At 35.7% G+C, this 16,170-nt stretch carries 16 protein-coding genes and 2 pseudogenes; 15 read left to right on the plus strand and 3 right to left on the minus strand.

The annotated features are described in order from the left end of the window. The first annotated feature begins 6 nt into the window (after positions 1–6). From H344_RS0108380 to H344_RS19890, 12 genes and pseudogenes are all read left to right on the plus strand, one after another. A complete protein-coding gene (locus H344_RS0108380) occupies positions 7–291 on the plus strand; it encodes a hypothetical protein (protein ID WP_026809915.1) in 285 nt (94 codons plus the stop codon). Beyond that, entirely contained in the window at positions 278–2,680 is a 2,403-nt protein-coding gene (locus H344_RS0108385) for a TraG family conjugative transposon ATPase (RefSeq protein WP_026809916.1), read from the plus strand. Before H344_RS0108380 ends, H344_RS0108385 begins: the two co-directional genes overlap by 14 nt. A gap of 4 nt (positions 2,681–2,684) precedes the next feature. Next, a complete protein-coding gene (locus H344_RS0108390) occupies positions 2,685–3,257 on the plus strand; it encodes a hypothetical protein (protein WP_026809917.1) in 573 nt (190 codons plus the stop codon). Positions 3,258–3,260: 3 nt separating this feature from the next. Then, positions 3,261–4,100, plus strand: coding sequence for a hypothetical protein (locus H344_RS0108395; RefSeq protein ID WP_026809918.1), 840 nt, complete (start codon positions 3,261–3,263; stop codon positions 4,098–4,100). Further along, the gene (locus H344_RS0108400) at positions 4,100–4,714 is read left to right on the plus strand and encodes a conjugal transfer protein TraK (RefSeq protein ID WP_026809919.1); all 615 of its coding nucleotides are present in this window, start codon (positions 4,100–4,102) and stop codon (positions 4,712–4,714) included. The genes H344_RS0108395 and H344_RS0108400 overlap by 1 nt, the downstream gene beginning before the upstream one ends. 24 nt (positions 4,715–4,738) lie before the next feature. Beyond that, positions 4,739–5,668: a conjugative transposon protein TraM gene (gene traM, locus H344_RS0108405; protein ID WP_026809920.1), complete on the plus strand. Its 930-nt coding sequence runs from the start codon at positions 4,739–4,741 to the stop codon at positions 5,666–5,668. 29 nt (positions 5,669–5,697) lie between these two features. Further along, positions 5,698–6,549 (plus strand): DUF4138 domain-containing protein, encoded by an 852-nt coding sequence (locus tag H344_RS0108410; protein WP_026809921.1) that lies wholly within the window; start codon positions 5,698–5,700, stop codon positions 6,547–6,549. 6 nt (positions 6,550–6,555) lie between these two features. Then, on the plus strand, positions 6,556–6,921 hold the full coding sequence (locus tag H344_RS0108415; RefSeq protein ID WP_026809922.1) for a nuclear transport factor 2 family protein: 366 nt from the start codon (positions 6,556–6,558) through the stop codon (positions 6,919–6,921). Between the two features lie 244 nt (positions 6,922–7,165). Further along, a complete protein-coding gene (locus tag H344_RS0108420; protein WP_157378190.1) occupies positions 7,166–7,636 on the plus strand; it encodes a hypothetical protein in 471 nt (156 codons plus the stop codon). Further along, positions 7,636–7,965, plus strand: coding sequence for a hypothetical protein (locus H344_RS0108425; protein ID WP_026809924.1), 330 nt, complete (start codon positions 7,636–7,638; stop codon positions 7,963–7,965). The genes H344_RS0108420 and H344_RS0108425 overlap by 1 nt, the downstream gene beginning before the upstream one ends. A 234-nt stretch (positions 7,966–8,199) precedes the next feature. Beyond that, positions 8,200–8,889, plus strand: coding sequence for a hypothetical protein (locus H344_RS0108430; protein ID WP_026809925.1), 690 nt, complete (start codon positions 8,200–8,202; stop codon positions 8,887–8,889). A 443-nt stretch (positions 8,890–9,332) separates the two neighbouring features. Beyond that, positions 9,333–10,479 (plus strand): annotated as a pseudogene (locus H344_RS19890) (IS256 family transposase); the annotation flags it as partial. Positions 10,480–10,681: 202 nt separating this feature from the next. On the opposite strand, the gene H344_RS0108440 reads toward H344_RS19890, so the two are convergent. Beyond that, positions 10,682–12,547 (minus strand): AAA family ATPase, encoded by a 1,866-nt coding sequence (locus H344_RS0108440; RefSeq protein ID WP_026809926.1) that lies wholly within the window; start codon positions 12,545–12,547, stop codon positions 10,682–10,684. A gap of 11 nt (positions 12,548–12,558) precedes the next feature. Beyond that, positions 12,559–13,230 carry a recombinase family protein gene (locus H344_RS19895; RefSeq protein WP_084148753.1) on the minus strand — a complete coding sequence of 224 codons (672 nt, stop codon included), beginning with the start codon at positions 13,228–13,230 and terminating at the stop codon, positions 12,559–12,561. Between the two features lie 207 nt (positions 13,231–13,437). On the opposite strand from H344_RS19895, the gene H344_RS0108450 reads away from it, so the two are divergent. The 3 genes and pseudogenes from H344_RS0108450 (at position 13,438) to H344_RS0108460 (ending at position 15,008) form a co-directional block, all read left to right on the plus strand. Beyond that, positions 13,438–13,950 (plus strand): ferritin family protein, encoded by a 513-nt coding sequence (locus H344_RS0108450; protein WP_026809927.1) that lies wholly within the window; start codon positions 13,438–13,440, stop codon positions 13,948–13,950. 440 nt (positions 13,951–14,390) lie between these two features. Beyond that, positions 14,391–14,477, plus strand: a pseudogene (locus tag H344_RS22350) (DUF6747 family protein); the annotation flags it as partial. Between the two features lie 123 nt (positions 14,478–14,600). Further along, positions 14,601–15,008, plus strand: a complete 408-nt coding sequence (locus H344_RS0108460; protein WP_026809928.1) for a response regulator — start codon at positions 14,601–14,603, stop codon at positions 15,006–15,008. A 399-nt stretch (positions 15,009–15,407) separates the two neighbouring features. Here the strand turns inward: H344_RS0108460 and H344_RS0108465 are convergent, their stop codons facing one another. After that, positions 15,408–16,100 carry a LytR/AlgR family response regulator transcription factor gene (locus H344_RS0108465; RefSeq protein ID WP_026809929.1) on the minus strand — a complete coding sequence of 231 codons (693 nt, stop codon included), beginning with the start codon at positions 16,098–16,100 and terminating at the stop codon, positions 15,408–15,410. Positions 16,101–16,170 lie beyond the last annotated feature (70 nt).

Below are 16,170 nucleotides of genomic sequence, written 5' to 3' on the forward strand. Positions count from 1 at the left end.
AGAAGTATGAAAAAATTTGAAGTGTATAGAAACATAAGAAAACGGGCAGTCATATTTGGTCTTCCAATATCACTATTTGCCTTAATTATAGTTTCTATAGTGGTATCGCTAATGGTCATTATTTTTTCTTTCAGTTTAGGGTTGATTGTAGGTGCTGTGATTTTTAATATCCTTCTATACATCACCTTGATCCGTGTGGCCAATAATTTTCGGTTTCAGCCAATTATAAAAATATTCCCAGATATCATTAGTAATAAAAGAAACTCCGGTATTGATTATGAAGAAGATTAACCTGTCAGCATATCGCCCTATTATAGATATTCAGGATAATATCATCTTTGCCAATAATGGTAATGTGTTGTTGTGCTATGAGGGATTATTGCCAGAGATTCACTCTCTTTCAGAAAAAGATTATGAGGATATACATGGAGAATGGTTCCAAGCACTAAAATCTCTTCCTACAGGATGTGTTATACACAAACAGGATATTTATCTTAAAAAACTATATTCTTCTAATAAACTGCCTAAAAGTACCTTCCTAGAAAAAGTAACCCATGATTATTTTAAGGGGCGTGAATATATTGAGCATCGTTGTCTTTTATTTTTTACGCTAACTAAGAATAGAGCTTTAAACAATCCAAAGTATGTAAATCCTTTCCGAAAAATTTCCAAGGACTTGGTACAACAGTTGGATGATCAAGCAAGTGGTTTTATTGCTGCGGTTAGAGATTCAATTTCTTATATCAATAATAGTCGAAAAATGGAATTCATTTCACTTAAACCTAATGAGATACAAGACTTAACCACCGATTATTTTAATGGTTTCAGTGAAGGATTTGATACTGATATAATCCTGGATAAATCACATATTAATATTGGTGAAAACTACTTTGATGTATTGGCCGTAAATAACGAGCTCTGCTTCAATGAAAATGTGCAGAGCAGTAAGAACAATGAGCAGTACACTTCCAATGAATTTGTATTCCACCAAGGTTTTATCGATGGTCTTGGTTTGACCCTGAATGAAAATCATATCGTGAACCAGATTCTCTACCTGGACGATAAGCAGAAATGGCGAAAGTTGCTGGATTACAAAATTGAGGAGTTGAACAAAAGCTCCAATTTTGGTTCCCAGAACAAGGTTGTTCTTGGGAAAATCCAGCATATTTTGGAACAGATTAATTCAGATGATAGTTCACGGGTAATCCGTGGCCATTTGAACATTATCTTTTGGGCCAAGGAGGCTAGGGAATTGAGAAAAATAACTTCCAAGGTAAAAACAGCGTTTAAGGAACTGGATATCTTTCCTTATTATCCAAGGGGGGAGGAACGCAAAAATTACATACTGAACAGCTACTGTTGCTTTTCGTCCAATTTTTCCAATTCCGATCTATATGTAACAGATTTGAAACATGCGCTCTGTCTGTTTTTAAATAGCACTAATTATAAATCTGATGAAACAGGAATTATCTTTAACGACCGATCTTATAATATTCCGGTAATTAAAGATGTCTGGGATGACCATAAAGTGCGTATCAAGGCACGAAACTTTGCCATATTTGCTCCTACAGGTGAGGGGAAATCGTTCTTGGCAAATAATATCCTGCGTCAATATTTTGAAAGTGGGGTCCGTTTGGTCATCATTGATTTAGGTGGTTCTTACACAAAATTTGCCAAGTTGTATCCTGGTAAGTATACAATCCTGCGATATGAGAGCGGGAAGAGTTTAGGTATTAACCCCTTTTACATTAGCGATAAAAAGGACCTTTTGCCAGAACATTTGGAGGATTTGTCGGTGTTTCTTTTTGAACTCTTCGGGGCTGACAGGAAGGTTACGAAGGCACAATCGGTTTCGGTCAAAAAGATATTGATATATTATTATAATACTCTTTCTGAGGGTCACTCTTTAGATAGTTTCTATTGTTTTATCGAGGATAACAAGCACGAACTCTTGGGTAAGTTAAATATCCATCCAGATTATTTTAACGTTAATAATTTCCTTCACATCATGTCCGAATATGTGGGTAATGGGCTCTATAGCTTCCTTTTTGAAATGAGCGAGGACCAATCCTACAAAATAGAAGATAAGCGTTTAATCGTGTTTGAACTGGACGAGGTGAGGGACAATAAGGAGATCCTATCCGTAATGTTAAAGCTGATTAAGACGGCCATACAGCGTACGATTTGGAAAAATCGTTCCGAAAAAGGGATTATTCTTTTTGATGAGTTTGCTAAACAATTGAAGTTCGACAACGTACTGGAAAGTGTAGAGTTCTATTATCAGGCAATACGAAAGCAGAATGGTGCTATCGGTATAATTCTGCAGACTATCAATCAGCTTCCGAACAACTCAATCTCTGCTAGTCTATTGGAAAACACCCAAGTCATTTATAGTCTAAATAATGAGAAAGGGTATGATGACTTGGTTAAACGGCTTAATCTAACCGACCACGACCTGAACCAGTTAAAGTCAATAAAGAACAATTTTACGGGACCTCGCAAATACACAGAAATGTTTATCAAGATAGGGAAGGAGAGTAACATATTTCGCCTCGAGGTTCCTAAAGAAGTATATGCCGCCTATCTCACTGATGGGTTGGAGAATGATGAAATAATGCAGTTATACGAGCAGCATCAAGATATGGAAAAAGCAATTATTGAATACACTTCTAAAACCTAAGATAATGAGAAAAACTCTGGTACTATTCACATTGGCATTAATACTATTTGGCTTTAATACAACTGCCCAGGGCTTGCCCGTTTATGACAACACTAATTTCATCAGTTTGGTAAAACAGCTATTGGAATCTGGTAAGCAGACGGCCAACCTTCTTAAGACCGTCAATTTTTTAAAGGAACAAAAAGAGAATTTGGAGAAGGTAAATAGTGTAGTTCGGCAATTGAAAGCGGTTCGGGAAATCGGTAGGAATAACCAACGTCTTATAAATGTGATGCAAAACGACCTAAGGGACATTCTAAATTCCCCCTATATCAAACCAGGTGAAGTATCAAGGGTAACGGAGTCTTTTAACAGTATTGTCAAAAACTCCTTGGTGACCATGGATTTCATAGAGCAAATCCTATCAAATGATTATTTAAAAATGAGCGATTCCGAACGAACTGAAATTCTCAAAGAAATGGAAGTGCAGTCTAAAGTAATGGTAACAGACATTCACTACAAAACCAAACGCTATAATGACATCATATCATTTAGGACTATGCAGGATAAAGTAAATAACAGGAGAACCAATTATTAGGCTATGAACTCAAATATTATTTTAGGGATAGGGTTGGAGTACATAGACGCCGTCTTCCAAACCATACAGAACAGTGATTTTTCGCAGTATACAATTGCAGGGATAAAAGTACTTGCCGTGTTATTCTTTTTAATAAATATCCTTAAAAAATATAATGAAGGTATCGCGGACAGGTACGGCTATACTTGGGGGTTGAGCCCAGGAGAACTGGCCAAGAATTTTGCAGTGGTAATCTTAGTTATTTTTTCTACTCAGATACTTGGTTTTTTCGATGGGATTTTAACCGCAGTAGAAAGTCAATACCGAAATACTGCTCCAGCGTTATTACCCTTACAAATGCAAGATTTCCCCCTTGAAGAGGACATAAATCTTTTAGATTCAGCAAAGATGGCTATGGTTCTATTATATGAAGCTTTGATTACACCGATGTATAGCTTTAGAATACTCGCTTTTGTCATAAGCCTATTTCTTTGGATTTTAGATTTATTTATCTATCCCCTATTTCTTGCAGAGCGTTATTTTCTATTGGGAATAATGCAAGCATTTTTCCCTTTGGTCATCAGTTTGGCCGTGTTTGAAAAGTTCCGATCCATGGCATACAACTTTTTTAAGTTATATGCTGCAGTCTACATGTTGGTCCCAGCTTTCTTTTTGGTCAATGTATTTATTAACGCAATCTATACGGAGATCAATACCACTTTTTGGGTTAACCTCTTTGGGACCAATCTAGGCAACTCTTTATTTGCCCCAGTGGTGGATTTGGGGTCCATTGGTTTTATCGTATTTCTCAAGTTTAAACTGTACAAACGTGCTACTTCGTTCACATTAAGATTATTCACCTAATGAAAACGCCTTATAAAGACATATACTCCGTTCTTAAGATCAATCGATTTATCGTGCTCGCTATAGTCGTTTGCACTACAATATCGAGCGTATTTTCCGTTTGGATGGCATTCCACATCAACAATAAATCAATGAACAGTGCATTCGCCATAAATACGGATGGATCTATTATTCCTTTAAAGTTGATGGTTCAAAAAGAGAATTTTAAAGTTGAAGTTCTCGCACACTTGGAATTGTTCCACACCTATTTCTACAATATTGATGCAAGTAATTATAAGAGCAATTTAGAGAAAGCATTATGGGTAGGGGATAGCTCGGTGGATAATCTGTATCGCCAGAAGAAGGCCGATGGCGTTTACAACCGTCTATTACAATATTCTCTTGTACAGAAGGTGTTGAGCATCGATTCTCAAATTCAGGAAGAGAATGGTGTTTATAGTTTTAGGACCACCACAATTTTCGAGATCAATAGGGGCACGATCGTCGATACTTATGAGTTGGTTTCTACTGGAAACCTGATCAACGTGGACAGGAACTTTCCGAACAACCCCCATGGTTTGTTAATCACTAACTTTTTTGAAAATAGTTTAAGGAAGTTAAGCGAGAGCCCATAGTGACACATATCAAAACCACTAGAAATGAAAATAGAAAAAAACAAAATTGTATTTGCCTCGGTTCTCACGATGATATTGGCATTCTTAATTTCCTATTCCCTACTGATTATGGGCGAAGGAGAGGAGGATAATATGAACCTAAAACAGACAATGGTTCCTCAACTGGCAGGAGAACAAAAAGAGTACGATTCAAAATTGGATGCAATAAACGATCTAAAAGAAGTTCGTGAAACCAACGCTCCCAGCATATATGATGAAAAACTAATTGATTCCCTTGGCAACTATGATCCCCATTTACCAGAAAAGGAAAAGGAACGGATTGTGGACAGTATCTATAAAGCAGGAAGGATTAGATATTCAGAAAAGACCACTCCACGTGGTGGGCGTAATAAAGTTACAACTAACGAACCTATTGAAAAGGATTCAACAGAATATATAAATGATCAAAAACTAAAAGCCAAAGAGATGGGATTGGAACACCAGCTCTTCTTTGCTTCGGATCCTCTAGAAAATGATTCTTCAGTCCCTGGCACACCGGAGACAATAATTTATGCGGTTGTAGATGGGGATCAAGTGGTTCATGTAAATTCCCGTTTACGGATGCGATTGGCCCAAACAACGATCATAAATGGTACAGAAATCCCTAAGCATACCCCGGTTTTCGGTTTTATAAAAATTCGGCCGAACCGTGCCTTGATCGAAATCGAAAATATCGGTCATCAGCTCACTAACTTAAAGGCTTATGATCTTCAGGATGGGAGCGAGGGGATTTATGTAGAAAACGGTTTTAGGGAAGAAGTAACCAATGAGGTACTAGACGATATTATAGAAGACATTAATATCCCTAGCGTGCCTCAATTGAGTGGTGTGACCAAGGTGCTTCGGCGTAAGAACAAAAACATAAAGGTTACTGTGCTGAATAATTATAAACTAATTCTAAAGCCCAAACCCTAATATTGGAGGGGCATTTAAAATCTAATCTCATGAAAAACTATGCTATAATTTTTGGTTGTCTATTTCTTTCTGCCTTACGAATTTGTACAGCACAGACGCCAGAACAACCGCAAATAGCACTTGACACTATATATGCTAACGATAAAAAAAATGTGGCTCTATTCTTCCCTGAGGCAATTCGACAAGGAATTACTGGTTCTAATAACTACATTTTTACCTATAATAGGGAACGGGAACAATATTATGGTTTGCTACAGGCAACCCCGGGGGAAGAGAGCAACTTGCTCGTAGTCAGTTCAAACGGTTCAATTTTTTCGTATATTGTAAAGTATAATAAGGAGCTTACCAAACTTAATTATTTCATAACTGACTCTAATAGCATTGGTAAGGAAAATGAAATTGGCACTGTAGTTTCAAACAGGGCTCAATTTTTGGATACGATTGACAGTGAGGTTCCCTACTACAAAAGATTTTGTAAATACCTTTTACAGGAAAAGAAGAAAATAGGAAGGATTAAAAAGCGGAACCAAGGCATTGTTTTAAGTTTAGATAATATTGTCTTTAACAAGAAAGAACTTTATTTCGTAATCAAGTTAGTGAACAACTCTTCTTTAGATTATGATTTGAATTTTTTGGATCTATCACTTGAAACGAGGCAAAAGGGGAAAAGAAAATCATTGCAAAAATTAATTAAAGAGCCCGTTTTTAAATATAATCTACCAAATAGAGTTGTAAAAGGAGGGATGGTAAGGTTGGTTTATGTTGTTCCTAAATTTTCTTTGAGCAATGATCGCAGGATGACCTTTAACCTAAATGAAAAGAACGGGCAACGAGATATAGAATTGAAGGTATCACACCGATTTATTAATAATCCAAATTGAACTAGTATGAAAGCATTGATTATACCTTTGATGGCACTCTTGTTGATTAGCTGTACTACTAAGCAGGACTTGTCCCATACCGAAACAGCAAAAATCGTTATAGAAAGTTTTTACAATGGCGATAAAACAACCTTAGAAAAACATACCACCCCTGAAAGTTATACCAACTTTATTAGCCTGCAAGGAATGTTTGTTGAGGATGAAAATTCAGCTTCCGATTTTAAGGTAATTGATGAATTAGTTGATGGGAGTGTAGCTTGGGTTAAGTATTCCACTGCTTATGAACAAAAGCCGGGCGTATTTAAGTTAGTAAAGGAAGATGAGCAGTGGAAGGTTACCGAAAGAAGGCCTAGGGAAAAGGTGCCTTTTTGAAGTCAGTTACAAATTATTAAAAAGGATTGTTTTTTAGAAATTTTGAATTTAAATTTCATTGAATCCTCACCATACCACAACAGATGAGGTTTTATGCGTTGTAGGGGGATAGTATTATTGTAATAACTTCAAGGTTACCAGATGATTGTTAATTACTTATTTAAGTACTATCTTGATTAAGATAAAAAAAGATGTTGTTAAAAGGTACTTTGACAACTCGTTTGCAACCATTAAAACCAACCATATGAAAAATGTACTATTATTTATTTTATCATTAATTGTGATTAACCTTAACGCTCAAACTGAAATTGAAAAAGGTAGTTATCAATTTACTACAAACATTATTGAAGATTTCTCAGAAATGAAAGTAAAGGGTACTAAGGATTCAACAGAAATTTTTCAAGGTAGTAAAATAACCGTTGTAGGAATGTCTGTCGATTTAAAAACAGTTTATATAAAATACTGGGAATATTATCCGACTAAAATAACTAAAAATCATCTTTTTGGTAAAAAAAGGGTTTCACCTAATGAAAAAGCAGATGTTTATAACGAGAAGGTTTTTGAGCTTCCATCAGAAACATTCAAAAAAATAACACAACCTCTTTACCAAAGATATAAAGGGACAAGTGTTGGTGTTTATACTATTCCATTTAGATTAAGAGGAAGTGGGGGGATTTTGATTTTGAATCAAGTTTATCGTTACAGGCAAATCTAGTGGCTGGGTTTGGAACACGAACTAAGGAGTATTCTTGGATTGATATCTCTTTAGGAATTGGTTTAACAGGGGTTAATTTAAACTCTGATAATAGCAATATTTCTGGCCAAAGAACTGCATCGGCATTTACGATATCCAGTGGGATAGTAGTAAAACCTTCTAAATTTGCTAACCTTGGATTATTTATAGGAAGTGATACTTTAGGTGCAAATGATAGAGATGTTCAATGGATTTATAATAGAGATTTATGGATAGGATTAGGATTAAATGTAAGCTTTAATGCTATTACAACGAATCAGAGTCCCGATGGTGAAAATAAGAAGCAATAAGGTTAGGCACTAACCAAATATTCAATTCGATGATATTACACAATCAGTTGTAGCTGTTTAGTGGTAAATTGAACAACTACAGTATTATCAGGTTGTTATATCAATTGAGCATTGGGCATAGTAATTAATTGAGTCATATTTAAATTAGTGCTATCTTACTATACTTATGGTATAAGCATAGTCAAGAGGTATTAAATACACTTGTATTGTGTCATATAGAAAATATATTATTAAGTGAAAAACATCGAGCAAATTTTACTTTTAAATAAATATTTATCTACTAGATATTTAATATTTAACAAGTTTAACTGGAGAGTAAAGGTTCTCATCTACATAATACTTGCTGGAATTTTATCGCTTTTTAGCGTTTTTGTTTATAACAGTTTTCCGTCACCAAAAATACTGCCTTTATTGCTTATTATTCCGATATTTCTATTAGGGATAATTTATTCTATCGTATATAATTTAAATACTCAAAAGGTCATCAAAAGATATTATTCCTATGCCTTGGATGATGATGAAAACTGGACAGATGTAACGATACTTAAAATAAGAAAAAAAGAACTAAAAAAATACTTAAATAATAAGGATTTGTTCAAAAAAGAAAACCTTATCTTTTTGATAGAATCGGTCAAATTCCATTCGGAAAATAAATATAAGTTAGGATTCTTGTGGAATACGATTATCATATTGATTAGTGTCTATTTTGGAGGGCTTATAAGTGGTCAATCTGGTTTTTATGAAAATTTCGAAGAATTTGAAAAACACTATAAGAATATTGCAATTGGAATGGTTGGAATCGTAATATTCGTTTGGCTTTTCGATAATTCAGTTTTAAGAGAAATTATAAATATGAGACTAAAATCGAAACACAGACTTTTAATGACGCTGGAGAATATTTATATCCAAAAATATGGTACATAATATTTGTTATAACAAGTTGGGGATAAAGCATTAAATTTAAAGCCTTAGGCGTGTTTGTCAAGTCCACCAAGTCTTTCGGTTTTGGATAAAAAAAGATAATATCCAATAAATAAATGTCTGAAAAGAAAAACTCTACTTTAAACCTTCTATAAGAATTAATACCTTTAGTTAATATTTTTTTAGTTTGCCTTGGTTACTTTAATAAAAGCCTGTATTTCGATAAGTTCGGAGTAGACATTTTATATTACCTTACAGTACAAGAACTAGCTTTTTCTTTTATACCAGTAGGCTCTTTATTTGTAGTGGTGTTGCTTTTTATAATTATAATATTAGCTCCAAGTGTAAACTGAACTCTGTCTGATTAAAAATTTTATTTACTTTAATCAGATATTATGACTACACAAGAACTACAAGAGTTAGAGAAAAAGGCACTGGAATAATTTATGTCCGGCAAGAGCCTTTTCGGCAGGGACGGTGCATTCGTTCCTATGCTGAAGAATTTTATAGAGAAAGCCCTTGAATCAGAGATGGAAGGTCATCTGGACGAGCAAGAGCGATCCAAGGGGAATAAGCACAATGACAAGGGCAAGAAAACCGTCAAGAGCGGTTTTGGCACCTTCGATATAGAGACTCCCCAGGATCGCCACAGCAGCTTTGAGCCCGAGCTAGTCAAAAAGCGCCAGAGTATCCTAGCCGAAAACCTATCGGATAAGATTATAGGTCTTTACGGACTTGGTGTGAGCTATCGTGACATCTCGTCGCACATAAAGGAAAGGTATGATACCGAGATCTCCTACACGGTCCTGAGCCCGATCACCGATCGCATAATACCAGATGTGAAGGCTTGGCAAAATCGACCATTGGAGTCTCTTTACTGCATCGTTTGGTTGGATGCAATGAATTATTAAGTAAAGGTAGATGGAAAAATTGTCCATAAGGCACTCTACAATATATTGGGTATTAATACAGAGGGCAGAAAAGAGATTCTCGGAATCTATCTGTCCGAAAGCGAAGAGGCCAACTTCTGGCTACAGGTCCTCACCGATCTCAACAACAGGTGACTAAAGGGCATCCCGATTGCCTGCACCGACAACCTCAAGGGGTTTACCAGTGCGATACTGAGTTTCTTTCCAAAGGCCGAGGTCCAGTTGTGCATCGTCCACCAGATTCGCAACTCGCTAAAGTATGTGGCATCTAAGGATCAGAAGGAATTTATGAGAGACCTTAAGAAAGTGTACAGAGCCACTTGCAAGGAGTTGGCTGAGGACGCCCTATTGGAACTTGAGGACAAATGGGGAGACAGGTATCCGGTAGTGATCCAGAGCTGGCAAAACGACTGGGAACACCTCTCACAGTATTTTTAGTACACCGAGTCCATACGAAAGATCATTTATACAACAAATGCAGTTGGGTTACCATAGCCAGGTGCGTAAGGTCACCAAGACCAAGGGCGCGTTTACCAGCGACATGGCTCTGCTAAAGCTTGTATACCTAGCTACAATGAACATCTAGAAAAAATGGACAAGCCCACTCCACAATTGGAGTTTGACAATCCAACAACTTTATATTAGATTTGGGAACAGGATTGATCTCGACATCAACCGGAACCAATCACTAGGGGTCGCTGATGCTAGGTCTCATTCCAAAATCGATCAAATACAGGATTTGACCAATTTTGAAACGAAGAAAAAATAAATTGGACAGAGTTTAATTTACACAACCCTCTAATAATTAACCATTATTCTCGAAATAGCCTATTAATTCATGGCGTATTAAAGCTTTAAAGACAATTTTATTCATTAGCTTTATTAATATCTTTCACTATAGTACTTATTACTTTTTGTAGCTCATCACTTTCTATCACAAACCCATTTTGAACAATTTTTTCGGCTACCCTTATTTTATCAATTTGGTTATAGTTTTTCCTTGTTTTCTCTAAACTAAGTTTTATTTCCTGTCTTAGTTCCTTAGCTTTTATGCCAGTAAGGGAGCCATCTCTGTTTTTTTGAATCTTACTGAATAAGCTATTACTTAGTTTTATGCTTGGTCTAAAAGTTGGTTTTGCGTCTAAATTGACATATTTACATCGATCACCAAAATCACCGGTTTCAATTTCAATATTTTTAACCTTGTGAACCGCTTTCACGGCAGCTTCAAAATGATTATATGGAATGTAATTTTCAATTTCCCTTAATTTTGTTAACCAACAAAATGCTTTATTTTTTCTAAACAAGGTGACTATCTCTTTCTTCTTCAAATTGTATCTCTGCCCAGATTTCGTTCTGTCACTATCCATAATTAGTGCGTAATTTTGATTCAGAGATTTGATGAATTCTAAATTTAAATCGCCATTATTCATTAAAAAATGTTTGTAAGAACTACCTCCATAAAACATTATACTGTAGTCCTCTCCTTCTATTAGGGAATCATCGATTACTTTTATTAAATAGTTGAGATAAATCTTATCGCTTTGTCCCTCGACCCACAAAAGGTAGTTTGTTTGAAATAAATCATTTGGTTTATATCCAAGATCTTTCAATATTGAAATTTTTTCTGTTTTAATATCAGAATGAAGAATATGGGTTTTCCCTTTTTTCTTGGAAATGATAAATATTGAATTTTCAGGGGAGTTGATGAAAACTGAGGAATGTGTAGATAAGAAATAATGGTGTTTTTCAAATAGACATATTGATCTGTATAAAAGTCTTTGCCACTTCGGATGAAGGTGTGTTTCAGGCTCTTCAATAAATACTAAATGAGGTCTTTCTCGGTTTATGAATATTGGAAATAGAATAACGATTAGAGTCTGGAGACCATCACCAAGTTTGTAAATAGGGAACTGCAAATCATCTCCAATTTTGATGTGTAGAACATCATCGTCGTATTTGGGTATTAAGTTTATTTTCTTTTTAAAAACATTATCTTCTAAAAAACTTTCAAATAGCATTATTTCCTTCCTTTCAGATTCATCTCCCAATAGAAGTTTCTTTATCCATTCATAAATGGATAAACCGGTAAAAATCAGACCCTTCGTAATCGAGTTCTTAAAATAATCATGCTTAGTTCTATTTAAATAAATATCTGTATTCGAAAAACTTTCTGTTTCTTGAGCTATTGGTCGTAGACCTCTTAAGATTGGAATATATATTTTATCCACCTTACTATTTTCAATTCCCAAACTATCAACAGTTGTTCCAAATGAAGTTGTAAGCGTATGAACTTGAGAAATCACACTAGTAATTTTGTATGTCATTGAATCGTTTGTCAAATCAAATTCTTGCTCTTTAATTGTGCTTAAAAAGCAATACAAACTTAGAATACTGTTTATGATATTATCGTTATTCTCATAAATATCTCTTGCATAGGTGTTTAAGATGCTTCGATATTTGTATGTAACCCCATAATTATTTAAACTATCAAGTTGCGTAAATATCTGTGTTAAATGCGTTTTTAATGTTTCCTTAGTATTTTCATCAACGCTAAAAATGAATTTTATATTATTCTCATCAGAAAAAATTGTTCTTAAAAATCTACTTTTACCGGAATTGTTAACACCCACGAAAGTATTTACCTGCTTTATGTTATTGATGATTCCAAAATATTTAGTGCCACTAAAAGACCCTTCCAAGTTTTTTTTAAGTTTAATTCCTTTGAGCATATAATTAGTTTTTAATAAGCCTTTAGATTGACATGTAGTTTACAATATGAATTTTCAATTTCCTGCTTCTCATCCCAAAAAACCACCCCACATTCTTTACAGTTCCTTCTTCCTTGGATAGCCAAATATTTATATAAGGTGGGCTTAGATTTTATTCCAACCAATTTCATTATATCAGCAATCGAATGTTTGTTTTCTTGGTAATATGAAGCAGCTAACCTTGCTTTCTGTTTGGCCTCTTTTCCTAACCCCTTCTTCCGGCCTAATTGTATTCCTCTTCTGCGTGCACTATCGAGACCAGCAGTTGTCCGTTCAATAATAATATCACGTTCCAATTGGGCAACGGCTCCAAAGAGTGTGATGACAAATTTACCATGTGCAGAAGTAGTATCAATAAAGGGATCATTAATACTTTTGAATTTTACCCCAAGGTTTTCAAATTGATCTACAAGTTTCAAGAGATGGGAAATACTCCTGGCAATACGGTCTAGTTTCCAAACAATAACAGTATCACCCTCCCGAAGCCTTGATATCATTAAATTCAAGTTATGGCGTTCTGCCTTGGCCCCAGAAGAAACATCTCGGTAGATGTTTTTCTCAGAAACTCCTTCTTTCAAAAGAGCATCAATTTGTAAATTGGGATTTTGGGTTTTAGTACTTACCCTTACATATCCAAATTGCATGATGGTATAATTATACCTATAAAAATAAACTAAGTTAATATACCGAAAAAATGAATTTATTAGGAGTTATTAACCTGATAGTGTGAGAGTTTAAATAAACGGTAGATTTAATATACTTTAACAGTTTTGAAAAGGTGATCTTCCTGAAATATGGCCAGCCCCCTCCCTTTCTCCATTTGTGTCAAACTTTCAGGCGATAGGTGCAACATGGTCTTTTGCAATAAACTATATTGTGGTTCTACCAAAGCCAAGAAGATGATGCATCTAAACATCGACAATGAATATGAGGCAAAATTAGCAATCCTATTGCATGGCGTAATCCTGAAGAACAAAGAATCGGAAAGTGCCTATTGCAAAGCTATGGAAAGGGCGGTCAGTGCCGACCTTAAGGCCCATTTTCAGGACAAATTTACGAAACATAAAAGATTTGACGAAACCTTGACCCGCGAGGTGTCTGTCGCATTTTCCCAACTCCCTCCCGTTGCTTGGAGGAACAGCAATAAGGACCTTTGGATCGATACCGAGACCATTGTCCGCTTGTCGGATGATGCTTCCATGTTGAAAGTATGCATTCAAGGTGATAGGGCGGCGGTGAGGGAATATGCTGTCTTGTTGGAAAAATACTCGCTACCATTTGACGTGTACCATGTCATTAGAAAACATAAAATGTTTATAGAACTGGATCTGCACAAGGCGAGTAAAATCAAGGATCTACATTGATAATGGGTCGTTCCAGTTCCAATGGTGACTACATCCCAGCAAAATATCCTTGTAATCAAGTCTATTGTCCGGACCTAATAATATACAGCGCCATCAGCATGTAATTGTGGCTTTTCATTAAATCGATCATGAAATATAGCGCCGTGGTTATGCAAAAAAATAGAGGTTTTCGGCAACGGCCCAGATTGCTTGAATATCCTTTGTTCGTTCTGCAAATGGATAATTGCCAGAACTTCCATAAAAAACGTTTGCCTGATCGGTAGGCACCGATTAACCCGACTCGAATACCTGTTGACGAAATAGTAAGGAGAGGTCGATTGGCGGTCTTATTTTTGCGCCAAGATTATACCCTTATTATGAAAACAGCAGTACTTTTTATAAAGATTTATGCAGATGGTATTATAAACATAGGGAATTTGATAGTTTAAAAATACTTCAAGACCCTTGCATGGTTCAGTTTCATCATGTATACAATAGGGTTATATGCTTTTATCTATATAGTAACTACTGGTTTTGCATTTGATTGAGTCAAAGTAGCCATGGCCCTGACTAATGTTCTTTTTAAGTTTTATTGGTTTAAATTATTGATTTTATTTTTTGAGTAATGAGCAGCTCATTCCATAAAATCCCATCTTATAATGTAGGTATATATGGAAGAGAATACTGTTTGGATTATCGATGATGATATGGTATCACAATTTGCTATGGTGTATAAAATAGAACAGTCATACCCAAACAACCGAGTCATTGGTTTTTATACTGTGGAAGAAGCTTTGACCATGATTAAAGAGTCTTCGGAAACTCAATGCCGCTTACCCAACATAATATTATTAGATCTTGTACTTCCCGAAATGAACGGGTGGCACTTTCTAAGTGAGTTGGAAAAGCTTCGAGGTCATATCAACAGCGTAAACATCTATATTTATATTGTTTCTGCCTTTTCCAATAAAACGGACCGTAAATTGGCCAAGGAACATCCTATGGTTAAGGATTATTTCGATAAGCCTATAAGTAAAGGTAGCGTGGACAAGATATTTAAAAAGGGCAAAAAAGAATAAGCCGGCGATATAGACCTCGAAATAATTTTATGTTATGCTTTATCAAAATGCACCCGGCCATTCTTGAGAATGAAATATATTTCCCCGTCTATTAAAAGTACGGGACAACCATTTCTTTAAAGGATATATAACGAAAACCTTAGGTTTATGCTATAGGTAGCCATAATTCAAGAGAAATCCTGATAATTTTTTATCTGGTATACAATTCACCGAATTTTTAACCCAACCCAATTTATAAATTTAGGAATATAGGTCGGAGACCCATAAAACCGATCCATGCCCAATACCAAAAATCACTTCGGCAGGATAGAGAAATCCTCTAATGTTATTTCCAAATTAAAGCGGCATATATGGTTGCCCTTCAAAGGAGACTGTATATATTAGGTACTCGAATAATCCCTAAATACTATTCACCGCCTCGGCCAACTCTGTTTTTTTGTTTCGGCTTAATGGAATCTGTCTTCCTGCAACTTCAACATTTCTACTATTGAACTTCTCGATCTTTTCCAGGTTTACGATAAAGGATTTGTGGATTCTTAGGAACTTGTTCTCCGGTAACTGTTGTATGATGGATTTCATGGTAGATAGTGTGACGATATTGGCTTCATCCGTGACGAATTTAATATAGTCGCCAAGGGCTTCGATCCATTTTATGTCGTCAAGAAAGACTATTTGCTTTCTCTTGTTGCTTTTTACGAAAATATGCTCTTCATCTTGGTTAACGTTATTTATCTGTTCATATTTGGTTATAGCTCTCTCGATAGAGACATTAAAACGGCCCGTGGTGAGGGGTTTGTGAAGGTAATCCGTTACATCGTAATCAAAGGCCTTAAGGGCATAATCGGCTATGCCGGTGATCAAGATTATCTGCGGTCGGTCGTCCATGGACTCCAAAAGATCGAAACCATTGATAATCGGCATTTCAATATCCAGAAACACAAGGTCTATCCCATTGTTTGCGATACCTTTCCTTGCTACAATGGCGTTGCCGTACTCCGGTACCAGTGCTAAGTTTGGATGATCGTTCACTAAATTGGCCACGGCCATGCGCAGCATGGACCAATCGTCTACGATTACACTTCTTAATTTCATAAGGGCAGATTTGGGGATTGAAATCATCGACAAAGTACGTAAACAACATTATTCACCACACTCCAAGTTG

The organism is Arenibacter latericius DSM 15913, assembly GCF_000424985.1.
In the GTDB taxonomy this organism is placed as follows: domain Bacteria; phylum Bacteroidota; class Bacteroidia; order Flavobacteriales; family Flavobacteriaceae; genus Arenibacter; species Arenibacter latericius.

Bases quoted from the DNA above. Each gene is read 5' to 3' on its own strand.
- H344_RS0108380 (WP_026809915.1), top strand. From the start codon at position 7: ATGAAAAAATTTGAAGTGTATAGAAACATAAGAAAACGGGCAGTCATA.
- H344_RS0108385 (WP_026809916.1), top strand. From the start codon at position 278: ATGAAGAAGATTAACCTGTCAGCATATCGCCCTATTATAGATATTCAG.
- H344_RS0108390 (WP_026809917.1), top strand. From the start codon at position 2,685: ATGAGAAAAACTCTGGTACTATTCACATTGGCATTAATACTATTTGGC.
- H344_RS0108395 (WP_026809918.1), top strand. From the start codon at position 3,261: ATGAACTCAAATATTATTTTAGGGATAGGGTTGGAGTACATAGACGCC.
- H344_RS0108400 (WP_026809919.1), top strand. From the start codon at position 4,100: ATGAAAACGCCTTATAAAGACATATACTCCGTTCTTAAGATCAATCGA.
- traM (WP_026809920.1), top strand. From the start codon at position 4,739: ATGAAAATAGAAAAAAACAAAATTGTATTTGCCTCGGTTCTCACGATG.
- H344_RS0108410 (WP_026809921.1), top strand. From the start codon at position 5,698: ATGAAAAACTATGCTATAATTTTTGGTTGTCTATTTCTTTCTGCCTTA.
- H344_RS0108415 (WP_026809922.1), top strand. From the start codon at position 6,556: ATGAAAGCATTGATTATACCTTTGATGGCACTCTTGTTGATTAGCTGT.
- H344_RS0108420 (WP_157378190.1), top strand. From the start codon at position 7,166: ATGAAAAATGTACTATTATTTATTTTATCATTAATTGTGATTAACCTT.
- H344_RS0108440 (WP_026809926.1), bottom strand. From the start codon at position 12,547: ATGCTCAAAGGAATTAAACTTAAAAAAAACTTGGAAGGGTCTTTTAGT.
- H344_RS19895 (WP_084148753.1), bottom strand. From the start codon at position 13,230: ATGCAATTTGGATATGTAAGGGTAAGTACTAAAACCCAAAATCCCAAT.
- H344_RS0108450 (WP_026809927.1), top strand. From the start codon at position 13,438: ATGGTCTTTTGCAATAAACTATATTGTGGTTCTACCAAAGCCAAGAAG.
- H344_RS0108460 (WP_026809928.1), top strand. From the start codon at position 14,601: ATGGAAGAGAATACTGTTTGGATTATCGATGATGATATGGTATCACAA.
- H344_RS0108465 (WP_026809929.1), bottom strand. From the start codon at position 16,100: ATGAAATTAAGAAGTGTAATCGTAGACGATTGGTCCATGCTGCGCATG.